This window comes from Amycolatopsis sp. NPDC004079 (assembly GCF_040610415.1).
Lineage (GTDB): Bacteria > Actinomycetota > Actinomycetes > Mycobacteriales > Pseudonocardiaceae > Amycolatopsis > Amycolatopsis halotolerans.
Genome location: NZ_JBEXMH010000082.1, coordinates 1 through 19,144 on the forward strand (window position 1 = coordinate 1; position 19,144 = coordinate 19,144).

The 19,144-nt window shown below is 67.2% G+C and carries 14 protein-coding genes and 3 pseudogenes; 4 read left to right on the plus strand and 13 right to left on the minus strand.

Features of this window, described 5'->3' with window-relative positions; genetic code table 11:
• Positions 1 to 141 precede the first annotated feature (141 nt).
• The 4 genes and pseudogenes from ABZX37_RS43490 to ABZX37_RS43505 all read right to left on the minus strand — a co-directional run.
• A pseudogene (locus ABZX37_RS43490) lies at positions 142 to 2,220 on the minus strand (DNA gyrase subunit A); the annotation flags it as partial.
• Positions 2,221 to 2,613: 393 nt separating this feature from the next.
• Positions 2,614 to 3,504: pseudogene (locus ABZX37_RS43495) on the minus strand (LAGLIDADG family homing endonuclease); the annotation flags it as partial.
• Positions 3,505 to 3,507: 3 nt separating this feature from the next.
• Positions 3,508 to 3,918, minus strand: a pseudogene (locus ABZX37_RS43500) (DNA gyrase subunit A); the annotation flags it as partial.
• 32 nt (positions 3,919 to 3,950) lie between these two features.
• Positions 3,951 to 6,002 (minus strand): DNA topoisomerase IV subunit B, encoded by a 2,052-nt coding sequence (locus ABZX37_RS43505; protein ID WP_354749956.1) that lies wholly within the window; start codon positions 6,000 to 6,002, stop codon positions 3,951 to 3,953.
• A 241-nt stretch (positions 6,003 to 6,243) separates the two neighbouring features.
• On the opposite strand from ABZX37_RS43505, the gene ABZX37_RS43510 reads away from it, so the two are divergent.
• Together ABZX37_RS43510 and ABZX37_RS43515 are read left to right on the plus strand one after the other, a co-directional pair.
• Complete coding sequence (locus tag ABZX37_RS43510; protein ID WP_354749957.1) at positions 6,244 to 7,338, plus strand: LLM class flavin-dependent oxidoreductase; 1,095 nt, start codon at positions 6,244 to 6,246, stop codon at positions 7,336 to 7,338.
• A gap of 30 nt (positions 7,339 to 7,368) precedes the next feature.
• Positions 7,369 to 7,974, plus strand: coding sequence for an FMN reductase (locus ABZX37_RS43515; RefSeq protein ID WP_354749959.1), 606 nt, complete (start codon positions 7,369 to 7,371; stop codon positions 7,972 to 7,974).
• On the opposite strand, the gene ABZX37_RS43520 is transcribed toward ABZX37_RS43515, so the two are convergent.
• Both ABZX37_RS43520 and ABZX37_RS43525 read right to left on the minus strand, forming a co-directional pair.
• Entirely contained in the window at positions 7,968 to 8,591 is a 624-nt protein-coding gene (locus ABZX37_RS43520; RefSeq protein WP_354749961.1) for a class I SAM-dependent methyltransferase, read from the minus strand. The two genes, ABZX37_RS43515 and ABZX37_RS43520, sit on opposite strands and share 7 nt — an antisense overlap.
• Before the next feature lies 1 nt (position 8,592).
• Positions 8,593 to 9,246: a GNAT family N-acetyltransferase gene (locus tag ABZX37_RS43525; RefSeq protein WP_354749963.1), complete on the minus strand. Its 654-nt coding sequence runs from the start codon at positions 9,244 to 9,246 to the stop codon at positions 8,593 to 8,595.
• Positions 9,247 to 9,382: 136 nt separating this feature from the next.
• Here ABZX37_RS43525 and ABZX37_RS43530 point away from each other — a divergent pair, with 136 nt between their 5' ends.
• Positions 9,383 to 9,808, plus strand: a complete 426-nt coding sequence (locus ABZX37_RS43530; RefSeq protein ID WP_354749965.1) for a PGPGW domain-containing protein — start codon at positions 9,383 to 9,385, stop codon at positions 9,806 to 9,808.
• Here the strand turns inward: ABZX37_RS43530 and ABZX37_RS43535 are convergent.
• The 6 genes from ABZX37_RS43535 to ABZX37_RS43560 all read right to left on the minus strand — a co-directional run bounded on the left by ABZX37_RS43535 (position 9,782) and on the right by ABZX37_RS43560 (position 17,637).
• Complete coding sequence (locus tag ABZX37_RS43535; RefSeq protein WP_354749967.1) at positions 9,782 to 10,420, minus strand: hypothetical protein; 639 nt, start codon at positions 10,418 to 10,420, stop codon at positions 9,782 to 9,784. The two genes, ABZX37_RS43530 and ABZX37_RS43535, sit on opposite strands and share 27 nt — an antisense overlap.
• A 112-nt stretch (positions 10,421 to 10,532) precedes the next feature.
• Positions 10,533 to 13,022 carry a LamG-like jellyroll fold domain-containing protein gene (locus tag ABZX37_RS43540; protein ID WP_354749969.1) on the minus strand — a complete coding sequence of 830 codons (2,490 nt, stop codon included), beginning with the start codon at positions 13,020 to 13,022 and terminating at the stop codon, positions 10,533 to 10,535.
• Positions 13,023 to 13,072: 50 nt separating this feature from the next.
• Entirely contained in the window at positions 13,073 to 14,056 is a 984-nt protein-coding gene (locus tag ABZX37_RS43545) for an ABC transporter permease (RefSeq protein WP_354749971.1), read from the minus strand.
• Positions 14,053 to 15,012: an ABC transporter permease gene (locus ABZX37_RS43550; RefSeq protein WP_354749973.1), complete on the minus strand. Its 960-nt coding sequence runs from the start codon at positions 15,010 to 15,012 to the stop codon at positions 14,053 to 14,055. Before ABZX37_RS43550 ends, ABZX37_RS43545 begins: the two co-directional genes overlap by 4 nt.
• Positions 14,984 to 16,561 (minus strand): sugar ABC transporter ATP-binding protein, encoded by a 1,578-nt coding sequence (locus ABZX37_RS43555; protein ID WP_354749975.1) that lies wholly within the window; start codon positions 16,559 to 16,561, stop codon positions 14,984 to 14,986. Before ABZX37_RS43555 ends, ABZX37_RS43550 begins: the two co-directional genes overlap by 29 nt.
• Positions 16,561 to 17,637, minus strand: a complete 1,077-nt coding sequence (locus ABZX37_RS43560; protein ID WP_354749977.1) for an ABC transporter substrate-binding protein — start codon at positions 17,635 to 17,637, stop codon at positions 16,561 to 16,563. The genes ABZX37_RS43555 and ABZX37_RS43560 overlap by 1 nt, the downstream gene beginning before the upstream one ends.
• 203 nt (positions 17,638 to 17,840) lie before the next feature.
• Between ABZX37_RS43560 and ABZX37_RS43565 the strand changes: the two genes are divergently transcribed.
• The gene (locus tag ABZX37_RS43565; protein WP_354749979.1) at positions 17,841 to 18,845 is read left to right on the plus strand and encodes a LacI family DNA-binding transcriptional regulator; all 1,005 of its coding nucleotides are present in this window, start codon (positions 17,841 to 17,843) and stop codon (positions 18,843 to 18,845) included.
• Here ABZX37_RS43565 and ABZX37_RS43570 read toward each other — a convergent pair.
• On the minus strand, positions 18,842 to 19,063 hold the full coding sequence (locus tag ABZX37_RS43570; protein ID WP_354749981.1) for a three-helix bundle dimerization domain-containing protein: 222 nt from the start codon (positions 19,061 to 19,063) through the stop codon (positions 18,842 to 18,844). The genes ABZX37_RS43565 and ABZX37_RS43570 overlap by 4 nt on opposite strands.
• Positions 19,064 to 19,144: the final 81 nt, after the last annotated feature.

The window sequence follows — 19,144 nt, forward strand, 5'->3', positions numbered from 1 at the left end:
CTGGTTTCCCCCCGTGTCCTATCCCTACCTCGGGGGGGCAACCCTGAGGGAATCAGAGTCCCTCAGGGTTCCCCTCACGAACGGCGGCGGGGTGGGTGCGACCTGTGCTCGTGCTGGATCGCACCCACCGCTTGGCGTTGCTTAGCCGCGTTCGATGAGGTGGCCCACCACTTCCGGGCCGGGGTGGGCGTGGCCTGAGCCGTCGCGGCGGAGGTCGATTTCGGGGAGTTCCACGGGGTCTCCGGTGCGGCTCGCGCCTGCCGGGCGGGGGCCGATCCAGGCGACCTGGACTTGGGTTTCTCCCTTGAGGAACCGGTGGGTTCGCACGCCGCCGGTGGCTCGGCCTTTTGCCGGGTATTCGCTGAACGGCGTGACCTTCACGCTCTGGCCCGTCGCGGTGACGACCATCGGTTCGCCGTGTTCTTCGTCGTCCGTGCGGATGGCTCCGAAGAAGACTGCGGTCGCGTTCGCGGACAGTTTCACTCCTGCCATGCCGCCGCTCTTGGCGCCTTGCGGGCGGATCAGGCTTGCGGCGAAACGAAGCAGTGACGAGTCTGACGAGACGAAGGCCAGGGTTTCGTTTCCGTCCGCCAGCCAGGTCGCGCCTACGACCTCGTCGCCTGCCTTGAGGATGATGATCTCGAATTCGTCCGACCGGACTGGCCAGTCCGGCGCGCAGACCTTCACTACGCCGGCGCGGGTGCCGATGGCCAGGCCTGGCGATTCTCCCGCTTGCTCGCCCAAGGGCGCGATGCCTACGACGCGTTCGCCCTTTTCGAGTGGTACCAGCTCTTTTGCTGCCATACCACCGCGCAGAGACACAGTGCCTGCTTGTTCTGGGAGCACGGGCAGCGGCAGGACATCCGTCTTGAAGGCGCGGCCTCGGCTCGTCACCAACAGCACTTGGCCGCGCGCGGTGGTGTGTACGACGGCCGATACAGCATCGTGTTTTACGCGGCCGTTGCGGCGGCGGACTTCTGACGCCTCTTCGGATTCCGCTGCGGTGCGGGCGACCAGGCCGGTGGCCGAGAGAATCACCTGGCACGGGTCGTCGGCGACTTCCAGCGGGCCGGACGGCTTTGACGCGGCCAGGACTTCCTTCAGGTCGCCGTCGATGAGGCGGGTGCGGCGTTCGGTGGGGAAGTCCTTGGCGATCTTCGCCAGTTCCGTCGAGACGAGCTTCTTCAGGACCGACTCGTCCTCGAGGATCGTGGTCAGCTCGGCGATCTCCGCGCGGAGCTTCTCCTGCTCGTTTTCCAGCTCCAGCCGGTCGTACTTGGTGAGGCGGCGCAGCGGGGTGTCGAGGATGTAGGTCGCCTGGATTTCGGACAGCTTGAACTTCGTCATCAGGCCGTCCTTCGCGGCGGCCGCGTTTTCGCTTTCGCGGATCAGCCGGATGACCTTGTCGATGTTCAGCAGCGCGATCAAGAGACCGTCGACCAGGTGCAGGCGTTCTTCGCGCTTGCGGCGGCGGTAGCGCGTGCGCCGCGTGACGACCTCGTAGCGGTGCCGCAGGAAGACCTCCAGCAGCGCCTTCAATCCGAGCGTCTGCGGCTGGCCGTCGACGAGCACCAGGTTGTTGATGCCGAACGACTGCTCCAGCGGCGTGAGGCGGTACAGATCCGCCAGCAGCGCCTGCGGGTTGACGCCCACCTTGCACTCGATGACGAGCCGCGTGCCGTTCTCGCGGTCGGTGAGGTCCTTGACGTCCGCGATTCCGGTGAGCCGCTTGGACTTGTTGACCTCGTCGGTGATCTTCTCGATCACCTTCTCCGGGCCGACGCCGTACGGCAGCTCGGTGACCGTGATGGCCTGCCGACCGCGGCTGCCTTCCAGCGGGCCGGTCTCGACATTCGCGCGCATCCGCACCACACCGCGGCCGGTTTCGTAGGCCTTGCGGACCTCGTCCAGTCCCAGCAGGCTGCCGCCGGTGGGTAGGTCGGGGCCGGGGATGTACTCCATCAGCTTGTCGAGCGTGGCGGTCGGATGGTTGATCAGCCACCGCGCGGCGCCGATCACCTCGCCGAGGTTGTGCGGGATCATGTTGGTCGCCATGCCGACCGCGATCCCGGACGTGCCGTTGACCAGCAGGTTCGGGTACGCGGCGGGGAGCACCGAAGGCTCTTCGAGCGAACCGTCGTAGTTCGGGCGGAAATCGACGGTGTCCTCGCCGAGCTCGCCGACCAGCAGCATCGCTTCGGGGGACATCCGGGCTTCGGTGTTGTGGTTGACGAAACCGCCGGCCAGGAATGAGTGGTCCTCGGTGGTCACTCGCACCGAGTAGACCTCGGCGGGTTCGGCGGCAGTCGCGTCGACGACCTCTTCGAACCGGTAGCCGGAATCCATGATCGGCAGGATCGTCGCGAGGATCTCGGTGTCCTTGATCCGGTCGATGATCCGGAGCCGCTCGGTTTCCCACCGTTCGATCCGGTCGAAGTTGTGCCGGGTGAGCCATTTCCGGCCGCTGCCACGACGGTCGAAGTCGAGCGCGCCGCGCACGTAATCGGCTACGAACGGCACCTTGTCCGAGCTGAGCCGGTGCGGGCGCAGGACGGACCGCTGCAAGAGCTGCCGCAGCTTCGACTGCTTCGACTTCAGGAATCCGACACGTTCAGCGAACGCGCGGACGTTGCGCAGACCGGACACTACGAGCCGGTGCTCGATCGAACCGGTAGGCCGGGTGTAGCGCCGGTGCGTGGCGATGACGCCGAACTCGGCGAGCATTTCCTGCAGCTGGGCGGCAAGCTGCTCGCTGTAGCTCGAGTATTGGACAGTGAAGCCGTCGTAGGCGACCCGGCAACCTCCGTCCCCCTCGAACGCGGCCATCAGGAACGCGCGTTTCACACCGGGACCGGAGTTCCAGACGAACTCCGGGACAACCTTGTCCCGGGCCTGGTGGCCGATGAACTCGGCCAGCGGACTGGCCCGGAAGGCGTCCATCGCCCCGGCATAGTCCTGGATGTCGATTTCCTGGATCCGCTTGCGGTCTCGGCGCGTTGTGCGTTCCGAGACGTAGCGTTTGCCTCCGACCACCTGGTCGTAAGCGTGCAGGACCTCGCCGAAGAAATGCTCGTCGGTGTTGTTGAAGCCGGCTCGGTTCTCGCTGGCGAAGCCCTCGGAAACCCAGGCTCCAGCCAGGACGCCGAGGTTGTATTCCCGGGCTGTCGGGATGATCTGCGTCCACGCGTTGCGGGCGAGGCAGACGACGGTTCCCGGCTTGACCTCGTCGAGCTGGCGCCACTGGAACATCGGCACGCCCATCGGTGCTTCCAGACACAGCACCGGGTGGTTTTCACTGCCGCGGAGCGCGAAGCCGGACTTGGTCGTGATCCGGACGGTCGGGTGCACCCCGGAGTTGAAGACCTTGTCGACCTGAACCGCCTTGCCGTCCTTGTCGAGCACCTCGAAGTCGGCGTCGGCCTCGGAATCGGCGGGAAGGTTCACCACGTCGGCGATGCGCGGGCTGGACCCGTCGGCGAGACGGATCCGGGTGTCGCCCGTCAGGCAGTATCGGCTCGCGGCCGGTCCGTCGTCCGGGGAACCGAAGTTTCCGTGCCCGTCGATCAGCGGGGCGTTCATCGAGAAGTCCTGGGCGAGCCGGACCATCGCGTCGTAAATCGCCACGTCGCCGTGTGGATGGTACTTGCCCATGACGTCGCCGACCACGCGCGACGACTTCACGTACGCGTGCGTCGGGCGGTAGCCGTTCTCGTTCATCGAGAACAGGATCCGGCGGTGCACCGGCTTCAGGCCGTCTCGCGCGTCCGGGAGGGCGCGCGAGTGGATCACCGAGTACGCGTACTCCAGGTACGAGTCTTCGATCTCCGTCTTCAGCGGGTTGTCGAAGACCTGCGCGCCCGGCGAGTCGAAAGCGCTCGGGTCGACCCGGGTCACCGGGGTCTTGCTACGGCGAGCCATGGCTCACAACTCCTTGGGAACGAACGGAAATCTCAGACGTCGATGGCGTCGCGGTCGACGCGGTCGGACGATTCGACCAGCCAGTTGCGCCGCGGCTCGACCTTTTCGCCCATCAGCAGTTCCAGCGCCAGCTCCGCGGCCTCGACGTCCTCCAGCGTGATCCGCCGGACCGAGCGCGTCGCCGGGTTCATCGTGGTTTCCCACAGTTCGTCGGCGTCCATCTCGCCGAGGCCCTTGAACCGCGGCACCGGCGTGACGACCGTCTTGCCCGCCGCTTCGAGTTCGGCGACCTTCTGCTCCATCTCGCGCTGGGTGAAGGTGAAGATGGTCTCCGAACCGCGGCCCTTCGTGGTGATCTTGTGCAGCGGCGGCATGGCCGCGTACAGCCTGCCGTCCTCGATCGCCGGGCGCATGTACTTCGCGAACAGCGTGATCAGCAGCGTGCGGATGTGCGAACCGTCGACGTCCGCGTCCGCCATCAGGATCACCCGGCCGTAGCGCATCGTCGTCAGGTCGAACGTGCGGCCGGTGCCCGCGCCGAGCACCTGCACGATCGACGCGATCTCGGCGTTCTTCAGCGTGTCGCCGAGCGACGCCTTCTGCACGTTGAGGATCTTGCCGCGCAACGGCAGCAGCGCCTGGTACTCCGACACCCGCGCCATGCGCGCCGAACCGAGTGCGCTGTCGCCCTCCACCAGGAACAGTTCGCTGCGCGAGACGCCGGTGGTGCGGCAGTCGACCAGCTTCGGCGGCATCGCCGCGCCCTCGAGCGCGGTCTTGCGCCGGGCGGCGTCCTTCTGCTGTTTCTGGGTGAGTCGCACGCGCGCCGCGTCGACCACCTTCTGCAGCACGATCTTGGCCTCGGACTTGGTTTTCCGGTCCTCGGTCCAGGCGCGCAGCTGCTTGTCGACGATGCCCTGGATGACGCGCGTGATGCCCGCCGTGGACAGTTCGTCCTTGGTCTGCGAGGTGAACTGCGGCTCCGGCAGCCGGACGTGGATCACCGCGGTCATGCCTTCCAGCACGTCCTCGGTGGTCGGCGGGTCCTCCTTCGCCTTGAGCAGCCCGCGTGTCTTGCCGATCACGTCCTGCAGCGCGCGGGTGACCGCGCGGTCGAACCCGCGCCGGTGCGTGCCGCCGTGCACGTTGCGGATCGTGTTGGTGAAGCACTCCACGGTGCGCTCGTAGCCGGTGCCCCAGCGCAGCGCGACCTCGACCTCGGCGTGTCGCTCCACATTGGACTGCATGACGCCGTTGGCGTCCGCCGCGTTCTCTTTGTACGTGCCCTCGCCGGTGATCATCAGCGTGCCGCAGACGGGTTTTTCGCTGTCCGGGGCGAGGAAGTCGACCATGTCCGACAGCCCGTTCGGGAAGTGGAAGGTCTCCTCGTTGATGGTGTCCTCGAACGTGGTGCGCAGCACGTACGTGACGCCTGGCACGAGGAACGCGGTGTTGCGCAGCTTCGCACGCACGCCTTCGACGTCGAGCACCGCGCCGGTCTCGAAGTACCGCGCGTCGTACCAGTAGCGGATCGACGTTCCGCTGCGCTCGCCGCGCTTCATCTTGCCGACGAGGTTGAGCCCGGAGCGGCGGGTGAACTTCGCCTTCGCGCCGGGGCCGTCGAACACGCCGGGCACGCCGTGCGCGAACGACATCTGGTGCACCTTGCCGTCCTGCTTCACCGTGACGTCGAAGCGGTGCGACAGCGCGTTCACCGCCGAGGCCCCGACGCCGTGCAGACCGCCCGACGTCTTGTATCCGGAGCCGCCGAACTTGCCGCCGGCGTGCAGCCGGGTCAGCACCAGTTCGACGCCGGAAAGGCCGGATTTGGCGTGCACGCCGGTGGGAATGCCGCGGCCGTCGTCGTCCACCTGGACGCTGCTGTCGCCGTGCAGCGTGACGACGATGCGAGCGGCGTGGCCCGCCACGCCCTCGTCGGTGGAGTTGTCGACGACCTCGGAGAAGAGGTGGTTGATGCCTCGGCTGTCGGTGGAGCCGATGTACATCCCGGGGCGCTTGCGAACCGCCTCGAGTCCCTCGAGGTGGGTCAGGTCATCGGCCCCGTACAGAGTCTCAGCGGTCACGAGGTCGTTCTCCCGGATCGAGGCGAGCTGTTCGGTGGGCAAACAGGCGGCCGGAGCAGGGGCCCCGGGCCGTCACCGTACTGCAGGATATCCGCACCCCCTGACAGGAACTGGCCGCTGCGCCCCCGACGGCGTCCCGCAGCGTGTCCCAGGTCACCGGTATAGTCCCGTTGGAATACATCTTCCACGCGAGTAGTTGTGCCGACAAGCAAGGTAAGAGGCAACCGGCTAGGGAGCGGTCATGCAGTTCGGAATCTTCTCGGTGGGCGACGTCACGACCGACCCCACTACGGGCGTCACGCCCACGGAGCACGAGCGCATCAAGGCGATGGTCAAGATCGCGCTCAAGGCCGAAGAGGTCGGCCTCGACGTCTTCGCCGTCGGAGAGCACCACAACCCGCCGTTCGCCGCGCCGGCGAACCCCACGGTGCTGCTCTCGAACATCGCGGCGCGGACGGAGAAGATCGTCCTCTCGACGTCGACCACCCTCATCACCACCAACGACCCGGTGCGCCTGGCGGAGGACTACGCCATGCTGCAGCACCTGGCCGACGGGCGGCTCGACCTGATGATGGGCCGCGGCAACACCGGCCCGGTCTACCCGTGGTTCGGCAAGGACATCCGCGAGGGCATCCCGCTGGCCGTCGAGAACTACGCGCTGCTGCACCAGCTCTGGCGCGAGGAGGTCGTCGACTGGCAGGGCAAGTTCCGCACCCCGCTGCAGGGCTTCACCTCGACCCCGCGCCCGCTCGACGGCGTGCCGCCGTTCGTCTGGCACGGTTCGATCCGCAGCCCGGAGATCGCCGAACAGGCCGCCTACTACGGCGACGGGTTCTTCGCGAACCACATCTTCTGGCCGACCTCGCACTTCCAGCAGCTGATCGCGTTCTACCGGCAGCGCTTCGAGCACTACGGGCACGGCAAGGCCGACCAGGCCATCGTCGGGCTCGGCGGGCAGGCGTTCATCCGGCCGAAGTCGCAGGACGCGTGGAACGAGTTCCGGCCGTACTTCGACAACGCGCCGGTGTACGGGCACGGCCCGTCGCTGGAGGACTTCACCGAGCAGACGCCGTTGACGGTCGGCAGCCCGCAGGAGGTCATCGACAAGACGCTGACCTTCCGCGAGCACTTCGGCGACTACCAGCGCCAGCTGTTCCTGATGGACCACGCCGGCCTGCCGCTGAAGACCGTGCTGGAGCAGCTCGACCTGCTCGGCGAGGAGGTCGTGCCGGTGCTGCGCAAGGAACTGGAAGCGAAGCGCCCGGCGCACGTGCCGGACGCGCCGACGCACGAATCGCTCAAGGCGGCTCGCGAAGCCCAGTCCGTCACCGCTTGACCTGGGTTCGCCTGACTTAGTGGAGAGGTCATGACTGCACGCACTATCGCCGTGGTCGCCGCGGGGTTGAGCCAGCCGTCGTCGACGCGGCTGCTGGCCGACCGGCTGGCCGAGGCCACCCGCGCCGCCTTGGTCGACGACGACGTGACGGTGAAGGTATTCGAACTCCGCGACATCGCGGTGGACGTCACCAACAACATGCTCACCGGGTTCCCCAGCCCGCAGCTGCGGGAAGTGATCGACACCGTGACGCGCGCGGACGGCCTGATCGCCGTGACGCCGGTGTTCACCGCTTCCTACAGCGGGCTGTTCAAATCGTTCTTCGACGTGCTGGACAAGGAAGCGCTCGACGGCAAACCGGTGCTGCTCGCCGCTACGGGCGGTACGGAACGGCATTCGCTCGCGCTCGACTTCGCGCTGCGGCCGTTGTTCGCTTACCTTCGCGCGACCGTGGTTGCAACGGGCGTGTACGCGGCGTCGTCGGATTGGGGCAGCGTCGAGGCGACGGGTGCGTTGCAGCAGCGCGTGGAGCGGGCTGGTCGTGAGCTGGCGCAGTTGGTCGCGGCAGCGCCTGAGGCGAAGCCGGATGACGAGTACGCGTCGGTGTCGTTTGAGCAGTTGCTGGCCGGTCACTGACGGCTCCTGGCGGTCAGGATGGCTTGCGGCGTCTGGGTTTGCGGGTCGAGGAGCAGTTCGGCCTCGATGGTGAACCCGGCGTCGCGCAGCCAGTTCGTCATACGTTCCCGCGGACGGCGGTGCACCTGGAGCTTCATCGGGTGGCCGCCGTAGCCTTCGGTTTTGAGCCGGGTTTCGTCGCCGACGTGGAACAACAGCTGGAGCAATCCGCCGGGGCGCAGGGCTTGGCGGAAGTTCGCGAAGACGGCCGGGACCAGGTCGTCCGGCAGATGGATGATCGACTGCCACGCCACGATTCCGGTCAGCGAAGCGGCGGGCAGCGGGTCGGTCATCGAGCCGACCTCGAATCGCAGCGTCGGGTGGTCGCGCCGCGCGATCTCGATCATGCCGGGGGACAGGTCGATGCCGTACGCGGTGACGCCCAGGCCGTTGAGGCGGGCGGTCACTTGGCCGGGACCGCAGCCGATGTCGGCGACTGGGCCGTCGTCGGCTTGCGCGGCGAATAGCTCCAGCGCGGCAAGCAGATACGGCTGTTCGGCGAGAGCGTCGCGGACGAACGCGGCGTAGTCCTCCGCGACGGTGTCGTACGAAGTACGGGTGTCAGTGAGCCATTCCATGTCAGCCTGCCGGGGTCTGGGCGATGAGGATGGTGGCGCGCGTGGTCCAGCCCAGCGCTGAATACAGCTGTTGGCCATCCGCGGTGGCGACGAGGATCCCCGTGGTAGCGCCACACATCATGGCGCTTTCCGCGAGTGCGCTCATCACGACGCTGCCTAGGCCGCGGCGGCGATGTTCGGGCTCAGTCGCGATCCGGTCCGCGATCGCGTCAGTGCCGACCACGGCCATGGTTCCGCGCGCCGCGACGCCCGAGGGATGCGTTAGCACGGTTTCGAACACCGTTCCCTTCATGGTGGTGGCGCACATGTAGGGCGGCGGAGCCGGGCGCGGTGGATGTCGGAGCAGCGGAATGGTCATGAGCGCTTCGCGTGAGTCCCGGAGTTTTAGGCCAGCCTCGCGCACGATCGCCTCGACCGACTCGGGCCGGTTCGTCGGCACGGTCAGCCAGGTCGGGCGCGAAGCTGCGGCCGCCTCGTCGGCGAGACCGCCCAGGACATCGGGTTCGGCGGACAGCGCGACGATCTCGCGATGCCGGTCCGGTTGTTCGACCAGGACATGCAGCCCGCCGCGGGCTTGTTCGGCAGGACGGAAGCCTCGGGATGCGCCCCATCCCGCCTGCCAGCGGAGGATGAGGTCAGGCAGTGATTCGACCACGCTGAGCAGCTAAGCATTCAGCACCGACAAAAAACGTGCGCGCCGTCGCAGGACCGGGTGCCAGCTTGGGTCCAGTATGGACAGTCCGGCCAGGTTTCGCCTGGCCGCACTGCGAGTCTGACGGCACACTGAACTGATGGGATTGGGCAAGCCAGTGCGCCGGGTGTTCCTCTCGGTCGTCGGCGGAGTGCTGGTGATCGTCGGGGTCGTGCTGCTCGTGCTGCCGGGGCCGGGACTGCTGCTGGTGCTCGCCGGACTGCTGGTGCTGGCCGCGGAGTTCCCGGCGCTGCAGCGATTTGTCGACCCGGTGCGGACGCGGGCGATGAAAGCCGCCGAGGACAGTGTGGCTTCGCCGTGGCGGATCGCCGGTTCCGTGCTGGCCGGGCTCGCGCTGCTGGCCGCGGGCATCGTGTGGGGGACGGTTCGGTCGCTGCCGCTGAGCGGGTGGAGCACCGGGACGAGCTTGATTCTGTCGAGCTTGATCTTGTTCGCGTTGCTGATCTGGAGTTACCGGCGGGTGCGGGCGAAGCGAGCGTCAGGCGAGCACTGCGGCGAGTCCTAGGTAGCCGCCCCCGCCGATCACGACGCCAGCCACCGCGCCGATGGTCACTTGTGCGACCGTGTGGTCTTTCAGCTCGACGCGCGACCAGCAAACCCACGCCACGGCAAGGAAAAGCAAGGCCAGCCAGGGGCTGTAGACCTTCATCAGCATCACCGTCGACCCGGCGGCGACCATGGCGTGCATCGAGATCTTGAATTTCAGCCCGAAGGTCACCGCCAGCGCGACAACCAGACAGGCCAGCTCGGCGGCGGCCAGCGCGATCATCTCGTGGGGCGCGGAGCCGACGAGCAGCACCACGAATCCCAGCGCGAGGGAACCGATGCACGCGGCGAACGGCACGAGCCGCCCGGCGCGGTTGGTGACGTGGTGGCTGTCCCACTTCCCGCGTTTCGCGCCGCGCACGATGACCGCCATCGGGATCAGGGAGCCGGTGATTCCCACGATCAGGCCCCACAGCACGGCTTCGCCGAGGTGGTGACCGGTGACTTGCCAGGCGACCACGAGCGGCAGACCGAGCACCCACACCCAGGGGGCAAGTACTTCTGTCGCTGCTCGTGCAACCCGGTGGCGGGTACCGGTAGGAGCCAGTTCTTCCGGCGGGGCGGATGGCACGGCTCGGCTCCTCAGGGCTCGGTGTCGGGGCTGGGGAATGGTATCGGCACCGGGGAAAGAAAAGCGCCTGGACCTGCGAACTCGCAGGCCCAGGCGCTCCCTTCGCTAGCCGTCAGGAGGCGTAAATCTTCGCCACCTCAGCAGCAGACAACGCCCGGTCGTACACGTGCACCTGGTCAACCGCCCCGTTCAGGAAGTCGACCGGGTTCCCGCCGTACTTCCCGCGTCCGATCACCGTGTGCCCGGTGGACGCCTCGCCGAGACAGACGCTCTTCGACGCGGCCAGTTGACCGTCCACGTACAGCGCGAGCTGCCCGGTAGCGGCGTCGCGGACACCGACCAGGTGGTACCAGCGTCCGGCTTCCGGCGTCATCGGCGCGAGGGCCCGCGTGCCGACGAAGCTGAACGCCAGCTTGTGGTCCGCGCCGGAGTACTGCAGGAAGAACGCGCTGTGGTCGTTGCCGTCCTGGCTCACCACGGTCTGGAACCCGTCGCCGACCGCGTTGAACTTCACCCACGCCGCGACGCTGTAGCTCAGGTCCGTCTTCGCGAGCGCGGCACCGGCGTCGGCGTACTGGCCGGAGCCGTTCACCGCGAGGGCCGAACCGCTGTGTCCGGCGGTCCAGGAAGCGCCGCCGACGAGCGTCGCGTCGTGGTGGCCCACGGTGTCCGCCGCGGTGGTGCCGCTGTTCTCGTCGAACGGGTACGCGGCGATTCCGTCGATGCCGGGCGTGCCCGGCGGGATCACCGGGCCCTGTTGCGGCGAGCCGTCAACGCCCTTGATCACCGACAGGTTCGCGGCGCGGACGGCGGCGAAGTCCATCTTCTTCACCTGACGGTCGTAGGTGTAGAAGCCGTTGACCTCCTTTTCTACGTCGGTGGTCTGCGTGTACACGCCTGCCGACACACCGCATTGCCGTCCGGCGAGCAGGAGGCGTTGCTGGAGTTCGGCGTAGCGCCGGGTGAGCGTGGCGCTGTCCGGTTCCATCTCGTAGGCGAAGCTGCCGGCCGGGTCGAACTGGTGTCCGTCGACCTTCAGGCCCAGGCCGCCGTATTCGCCGTCGACGGCAGCGCGCGTCGCGTCCGGCACCGGGGTTCCGGGACCGGTGTAGGTGTGGTCGTCGTAGAGATCGCCGCGCCCGCTGTCCGGCTCGGACCGGCAGCAGTTCACGCCCGACTCGGCGTCCACGAGCCGCGTCGGGTCCCAGGCCTTGACCTGGTCGGCGATCCGGCCGACGGCGTAGTCGCCCCAGCCCTCGTTGAACGGCACCCAGGTGACGATCGACGGGAAACTGCGGTGCTGGTCGATCATCCGGTGCAGTTCGGATTCGAAGTTCGCTTGCGACGCGGGCGTCGCCTCGATGTCGTCCTTCATCGCGGGCATGTCCTGCCACACCATGAGACCGAGCTTGTCCGCGTAGTAGTACCAGCGATCAGGTTCGACCTTGATGTGCTTGCGCACCATGTTGAACCCGAGCGCCTTTTCCTGCTCCAGATCGAACTTCAGCGCGGCGTCGGTGGGCGCGGTGTAGATGCCGTCCGGCCAGAAACCCTGGTCCAGCGGGCCGAGTTGCATCACGAACTTGCCGTTGAGCATCATCCGTTGCTTGCCGTCCGCGGTCTTGCCGACGGAAACCGACCGCAGGCCGAAGTACGAGCCGACACTGTCCCCAGAGGACAGTGAGACGCGCAGGTCGTACAGGAACGGATCGTCCGGCGTCCACAGATGCGGCCGGTTCACCTTGAGCTTCAACGGAGTGTTCGCCGGTCCGGATACATGGCCGACGACGCGGCCGTGGTCGTACGCGACGGCTTCCACGCGTTGCTTCACCGGCCCGCCCACGACGGCGTTGACGGTGACCGAACCGTTGGCGACGTCCGGCGTAGTGTCCACTTTGGAGATGTAGGCCGGGGTCACCGGTTCCATCCAGACGGTCTGCCAGATTCCGGACGACGGGGTGTAGAAGATTCCGTCGCCGGGCTTGCGCTGCTTGCCGAGCGGTTGTCCGCCCGCGTCATTCGGATCCGTGACGCCGACGACGACTTCCTGGTCTTTCCCCGTGGTCAGCGCGTTGGTGACATCCGCGGAAAACGCGTCGTAACCGCCGGTGTGGCGCGCGACCTGATGGCCGTTGACCCACACCGTGGTGTCGTAGTCGACCGCCTGGAAGTGCAGGATCAGCCGCTGGTCCCGGCCGCCGACGTGCCAGTTCTTCGGCACCTGGAACGTCCGCCGGTACCACATCGACGTTTCGTGCCGCATGATTCCCGACAACGCCGATTCGACCGGGTAAGGGACGAGAATGCGTTCGTCGAGACTGCGTTTGATCGGCGGCGAATCGCCCGGTTTGGCGGCGGAGAATTCCCAGACGCCGTTGAGGTTCTGCCAGTTGTCGCGGGTCAGTTGCGGGCGCGGGTATTCGGGAAGGGCGTTGCTCGGCGAAACCTGGTTGGTCCACGGGGTGGTCAGGGGAGGGGTGAGGCGGTGCCATTGCGGCGGATCGGCCGCGGCGGCGGGGACACTCGACAACCCGGACACGGCCACGGCGAGCGCGGCTGCCACCGTGGCCAAACGGCCGGGTCTGCGGGCAGGACGGACCATCGTCGAACCTCCTAGTTACAGGTGGATCAGCGCGGATGGAGCGGCACGGGTCAGGATCGGCGGGAGCGGGCCAGCAGTCGCTGGATCACGACGACGACCAGCAGGAACGCGCCGCTGACCACCGTCTGGTAGTTGGAGTCGAGGGTGCCGACCTGGTTGATGACGTTCTGGATCAGCGTCTTCAGCAGCACGCCGACGAGCGTGCCGATGACGGTTCCCGCGCCGCCGGTGAGCAGCGTTCCGCCGATGACGACGACGGAAATCGCGTCCAGTTCCGTGCCGACGCCGAGCACGGTGACGCCCGATTGCAGATACGCCGCGGTGAGCACGCCGGCGAATCCGGCGAGCGTGCCGCTGAGCGTGTAGAGGGTGATCTTGGTGCGGGCCACCGGAAGACCCATCAGCAACGCGGACTGTTCCGCGCCGCCGAGAGCGAACACCGACTGGCCGAACCGGGTCCGGCGCAACAGCAGCCCGCCGAGTCCGAAAAGGACCAAAGCGAGATACACCGGTACGCCGACTCCGAAGATCTTGCCTTGCCCCAACCAGAGCAACGCCGATCCCGGCTCCACTTTGTACGTTGTCGCGCCCTCGTTGGTCAAGGCCAGCAAGAGCCCGCGAGCGAACAACAACGAGGCGAGCGTGACGATGAACGGTGCCATTTTCGTGCGGGCGATGAGAAGGCCGTTGATGAACCCGATCAGTCCGCAAACGACCAGCGGCAGCAGGATCGCGATGACCAGGCCGTAGCGAGAGCCGTATGCGGCCAGCACGCCGCCCAGTGCGTACACCGAGCCGACGGACAGATCGATCCCGCCGGAGATGATCACGAACGTCATGCCCAGCGCGATCACTGCCAGGAACGAGCTTTGCAACGCGAGGTCGCGCAGGTTGTCCGCGGATCCGAAACGGGGGAAGGCAAACCACGCGGCGGCCACGCCGAGCACGAGCACCACGGCCGCGCCTTGGCGTTGCAGGACCGCGGCGAACGCGGCACCGCGTTCCGACGGCGGGGCGGCGGTGGTCGCGATCATCGCGTGCTCCGTTCCCGGGCGACGTACACCGCGGCGACGATGATGGCGGCCTGCACCATTTGCGCGGCGGAATCGGGCAGGTTGTGCTTGATCAGCGTGGCGTGCACCAATTGCATGAGCAGCGCCCCGAACACCGTGCCGAGCACGCGTACCCGGCCGCCGGTGAGCGGAGTCCCGCCGACCACCACCGCGGTGATCGCGGAAAGTTCCATCAGCAGGCCGAGATCGTTGGGATCGCTCGCCGCGAGTCGTGCGGTGGACAGCACGCCAGCGATTGCCGCCAGCGCACCGGACATGGCGTACACGCCGATCAGGACGCGTTTCACCGGCAGCCCGGCGAGTGTCGCCGCGGGACGGTTGCCGCCGACCGCGACCAGGTGTCGGCCGAAGGTGGTGCGCCGCACCAGTAATCCCGCCAGCACCGAGAGAACTGCGGCCACCAAAACCATGATCGGTACGCCGAGCACGTCGCCGGTGCCGAGCGCGAGGAAGTCCGGATTGTGCAGCTGCACCAGCTGTCCGTGCGCGATCACGAGAGCTAGCCCGCGACCGCCGACCAGTAGGGCTAGTGTCGCGATGATCGGCTGAATACCGAGCTGTGCCACAAGAAACCCGCTGAACAGCCCGGAAGCGACCCCGGCGACCAGCGCGACCACGATCACCATCAGCGGCCCGGCCCCGAGATACAGCGGGACGAGCGCCGCGGCGACCGACATCACCGAGCCGACGGACAGGTCGATGCCTTCGGTGCCGATCACCAGCGCCATGCCGAGCGCGACGATGCACACCGGCGCGGCTTGCACCAACTGGGTGCGGAAGTTGGCTGCGGAGAGGAAGTTCTGCGTGAACGCGATGTTGAACAGCAGCAGCACGACCACGGCCAGATACACGCCGTAGTTCTGCAGCCAGCTCGTGACGCGGGCGCGGTCAGGTCTCGTCAGTGTCGCGGTCGACATCGTTGTCACCCCCTGCGGCGATGGCCGCCAGCACGTTGTCCTCGGTGACCGCGTCGCCGGCCAGTTCGGTGGCGACGCTGCCGTCGCGCAGGACGACCACCCGGTCCGCGCCGTCGAGAATCTCTTCCAGTTCGGATGAAATCAGCAGCACGCCGAGCCCGTCCTGAGCCAGTTCGTCGATGAGCGCCTGCACCTCGGCCTTGGCTCCGACGTCGATGCCGCGGGTCGGTTCGTCCAGCAGCAGCACTTTCGGTCCGGTAGCGAGCCAGCGTGCCAGGAGCACCTTCTGTTGATTGCCGCCGGACAGTTCGGACACTTTCTGCTCCGGGCTGGAAGCTTTGATCCGCATCCGATCCATGAACGTCTTCACCACTCGGTCTTGTTTGGACCTGCTGACGAAGCCGAAAGTGGAGAGTCGCGGCAGCGCGGCGAGCACGATGTTCTCGCGGACGGACAGGTTCGGAATGATCCCGTCCGCCTTGCGATCCTCGGCGAGCAACGCGATCCCCGCCCGCATCGCCGCGGAGATCTTCCCGCGCTTCAACGGCTTTCCGGCCAACAGTACGGTACCGCCGTCAAGCGGGAACGCTCCGACGACAGCTCGCGCGGTCTCGCTCCGGCCAGACCCGAGAAGCCCAGCCAGGCCGACAACCTCGCCCGGCCGCACACTCACCGAAACGTCGTGCAGCTTATTTCCGCCGGATAAATGAGAGGCCTGCAACAACGGTTCCTTCTCCGCATGATGCTCCTCGCCGAACGCGGTGACGCCCTCGGCGCGGATCTGCCGGATCTCCCGGCCGAGCATCATCGACACCAGTTCGATCCGCGGCAACGGCTTCAGTGGTCCACTGTGGACAACTCGGCCATCGCGCAACACGGTGACGCTGTCGCACACCCGATACAGCTCGTCCATCCGATGGCTTACATAAAGCACCGAGATGTCGTCGGCGTGCAGCCGGGCCAGCACCTCGAACAAAGTATCCACTTCACGCGGTTCGAGCGACGACGTCGGCTCGTCCATCACGACCACACCGGCCTTTGTGGACACCGCACGGGCGAGCGCGACCATCTGTTGCGCACCCACCGCGAGCGTGTGCAGCGGACGCCGCACATCGGTGTCGATCCCGTATCCGCTGAGCAGCTCGCGCGCCTGCTCGTTCATCGCGGACCAGTCCACCAATCCGGTGCGGGTGCGCGGTTCCCGGCCGAGGAAGACGTTGCTCGCCACGCTCATCAGCGGGACGAGGTTGACCTCCTGGTAGATGGTGGAGATCCCGGCGCGCTGCGCGTCGATCGGCTTGCGGAACTCGACCGGTTCGCCGAGGTGGCGGACCTCGCCCTCGTCCGGCCGGTACACGCCGGTGAGGACTTTGATCAACGTGGACTTGCCCGCGCCGTTTTCCCCGACCAGCGCGTGGATTTCGCCGCGGCGCAGGCGGAAGGAGACGTCGTCGAGGGCCACGGTGCCGGGGAACCGCTTGGTCACCCCGGACACCTCGAGCACTGGTGCGGTCATGGTCGCCACCTCGGTGTCGGCCGTGCTCGTCATCAGTACGCGTTCCCGACCTTCTTGGCCGCGTTCGATTCGTCGTAGGAGTCGTCGGTGATGACGATGCTCGGCGGGATCGGCTTGCCGTCCTCGAACTGCTGCAGCGTCTGGAACGCCAGCTGCCCGAACCGCGGGTTCGATTCGATGACGGCGTTGTAGCTGCCGTCCACGATCAGCTGCACCGCGTTGCGCGTGCCGTCGACGGACACGACCTTGACGTCCTTGCCCGGGTTCTTGCCCGCAGTCTTGAGCGCGTTGACCGCGCCGATGCCCATCTCGTCGTTCTCCGCGTACACCGCGGTGAGGTCCGGATGGCTCTGGATCAGCTGCTCCATCACCGACTGGCCCTTGGAGCGGTCGAATTCGCCGGTCTGCTCGGCGACGACGGTGAGGCCGGGTGTCTTCGCGAGTTCGTCCTTGAAGCCCTTGGTGCGGTCGGTGGTCACGTTGTTGCCCGACGAGCCGAGCAGGATCGCGACCTTGCCGTTTCCGCCGGTGGCCTTCGCCAGCGAAGCGGCGGCGCGGTGACCCTGTTCGATGAAGTTGGACCCGATAAAGGTCAGGTAATCGGTGCACGCCTTCGACGTCACCTGCCGGTCGATGGTGACCACCGGGACCTTCTTCGCCTTCGCCGCGTCGAGCGCGGGCTGCAGGCCGTCGGAGTTCAGCGGGGCCACGATGAGCAGCTGCGCGCCCCGGTCCAGCAGCGATTTGATGTCCGAGATCTGCTTGTTGAGGTCACTCTGCGCGTTCGTGGTGAGCAGGTGGTCGGCCGGGATGCCGAGCTTGCCCGCCTCGTCGCGGATGGATTGCGTCTCGGCGATGCGGAACGGGTTCGCCTCCTTCTCCGACTGGGAGAAGCCGACGATCGCCGTCTTCGGGTCGAGCTTCGGGTAGCCGGTCTTGTCGATGGTGCAGCCGTCGGCGCTCGGCGCGGCGGACGCGGCCGAGGCGGCCGGGCCGGAGCCATTGCTTTGCGCGGCCGGGGTTTCCTCGCGGCTGGTGCAGCCGGCGAGCACGAGTGCCGTGGCGGCGCCGGCGACCAGGGCGAAGCGGGCAGGGACGGACGGGGACACGGCGGACTCCTCGCAGCCGACGACTGGGGCAACCCGCTCGGCGGCGTGACGCCCGTCACCCCGCTGAGCTCCGGCTATTTTTACATCGTTGGAACAACGTTGTAAACAGGCAAAACGTCGCTACACTACGTGGTCGTCGGGGCTGGTGCCGGAAGCCTCGCGGGCTCGTGATGGGCTCTGGGCGGACGAGATGAGGAGTCAGCGTGGCCGTGACCCTGAAGGACGTCGCTACGCTGGCGGGCGTTTCGGTGAAAACCGTGTCGAACGTGGTGAACGGCTACGCGTTCGTGAAGCCGGAGAACCGGCGGCGCGTCGAAGAAGCGCTGGCCGCGACCGGGTACCGGCCGAATGTCGGCGCGCGCAACCTGCGTCGCGGGCGGACCGGGTTCCTGGCGTTGATGGTGCCGGAGCTGAGCATTCCGTACTTCGGCGAAATGGCCGGGCTGGTGATCACCGCCGCGCAGCGCCGCGGCTGGAGCGTGCTGATCGAGCAGACACAAGGGACTCGTGACCGGGAACGGGCCACTGTGGACTCATTGGGCCCGCATCTGGTCGACGGCGCCCTGGTACATCCCGAAGCGCTCGAAGCGGACGATTTCCCTGACGCGGAAGGGAAAATCCCGCTGGTGCTGCTCGGTGAGCACGCGGTGGACGTCGCGCTGGACCGGGTCGCGATCGACAACGTGCAGGCCGCGCACGTCGCGGTCTCGCACCTGGTTTCGCTCGGCCGTCGCCGGATCGCCGCCATCGGCGCGAACCCCAAGCGCGGGACTTCGTCACTGCGGCTCGCCGGTTATCGGGCCGCGTTGGCGGATGCGGGTTTGCCGTCGGCGGATTCCCTGGTGGAGCCGGTTGCGAAGTACCATCGCGCCGAGGGAGCGGCGGCGATGAAACGGCTGCTGGCAAAGGAAGAACCACCGGACGCGGTGTTCTGCTTCAACGACCTGCTGGCCGTCGGCGCGCTGCGCTCGGTGGCCGAGCACGGGCTGCGGGTGCCGGACGACATCGCGATCGTCGGCTTCGACAACACCGAGGAGAGCGCGTTCAGCCTGCCCGCGCTCACCACGATCTCACCGGACAAGGTGGCCATCGCCGAGGCCGCGATCGACCTGATCCACAGCCGCCTCGCCGGTACCGAGAGTGCCGCGCCGCGTTCGGTGCAGCCGCCGTTTTCCCTGGAGATAAGGGAAAGCACGGTCGTTTCCTAGCTCGCCGAGCCCGCTGCTTTCGCGAGTTCGCGGTGGGCTCTCCGCTCGGTGAGCAGCGGGACGAAGTCGCGGACGCGCGCGTTGTCGAAAACGCGATAGCTGTCGTCGACCACTTCGGCGATGTGGTCGGCCGGGTGGACGGCGGAAAACTTCGCGGTCAGCCGCTGGACGACCAACCGGATCTCGATGCGTTCACGAGGCGAACCGCGGGCAAGCATGATCCGGACTCCTTCGGCGGGAATCTTGGCCTCACCTCAAGCGTAGACACCGTCTACCTCGGGGAACGCGGACTTCAGTCC

What these genes read in the sequence shown, in the direction of transcription:
- ABZX37_RS43510 (WP_354749957.1), top strand. Translation starts at nt 6,244, where the DNA reads ATGCAGTTCGGAATCTTCTCGGTGGGCGACGTCACGACCGACCCCACT.
- ABZX37_RS43515 (WP_354749959.1), top strand. Translation starts at nt 7,369, where the DNA reads ATGACTGCACGCACTATCGCCGTGGTCGCCGCGGGGTTGAGCCAGCCG.
- ABZX37_RS43520 (WP_354749961.1), bottom strand. Translation starts at nt 8,591, where the DNA reads ATGGAATGGCTCACTGACACCCGTACTTCGTACGACACCGTCGCGGAG.
- ABZX37_RS43530 (WP_354749965.1), top strand. Translation starts at nt 9,383, where the DNA reads ATGGGATTGGGCAAGCCAGTGCGCCGGGTGTTCCTCTCGGTCGTCGGC.
- ABZX37_RS43540 (WP_354749969.1), bottom strand. Translation starts at nt 13,022, where the DNA reads ATGGTCCGTCCTGCCCGCAGACCCGGCCGTTTGGCCACGGTGGCAGCC.
- ABZX37_RS43545 (WP_354749971.1), bottom strand. Translation starts at nt 14,056, where the DNA reads ATGATCGCGACCACCGCCGCCCCGCCGTCGGAACGCGGTGCCGCGTTC.
- ABZX37_RS43550 (WP_354749973.1), bottom strand. Translation starts at nt 15,012, where the DNA reads ATGTCGACCGCGACACTGACGAGACCTGACCGCGCCCGCGTCACGAGC.
- ABZX37_RS43555 (WP_354749975.1), bottom strand. Translation starts at nt 16,561, where the DNA reads ATGACGAGCACGGCCGACACCGAGGTGGCGACCATGACCGCACCAGTG.
- ABZX37_RS43570 (WP_354749981.1), bottom strand. Translation starts at nt 19,063, where the DNA reads ATGCTTGCCCGCGGTTCGCCTCGTGAACGCATCGAGATCCGGTTGGTC.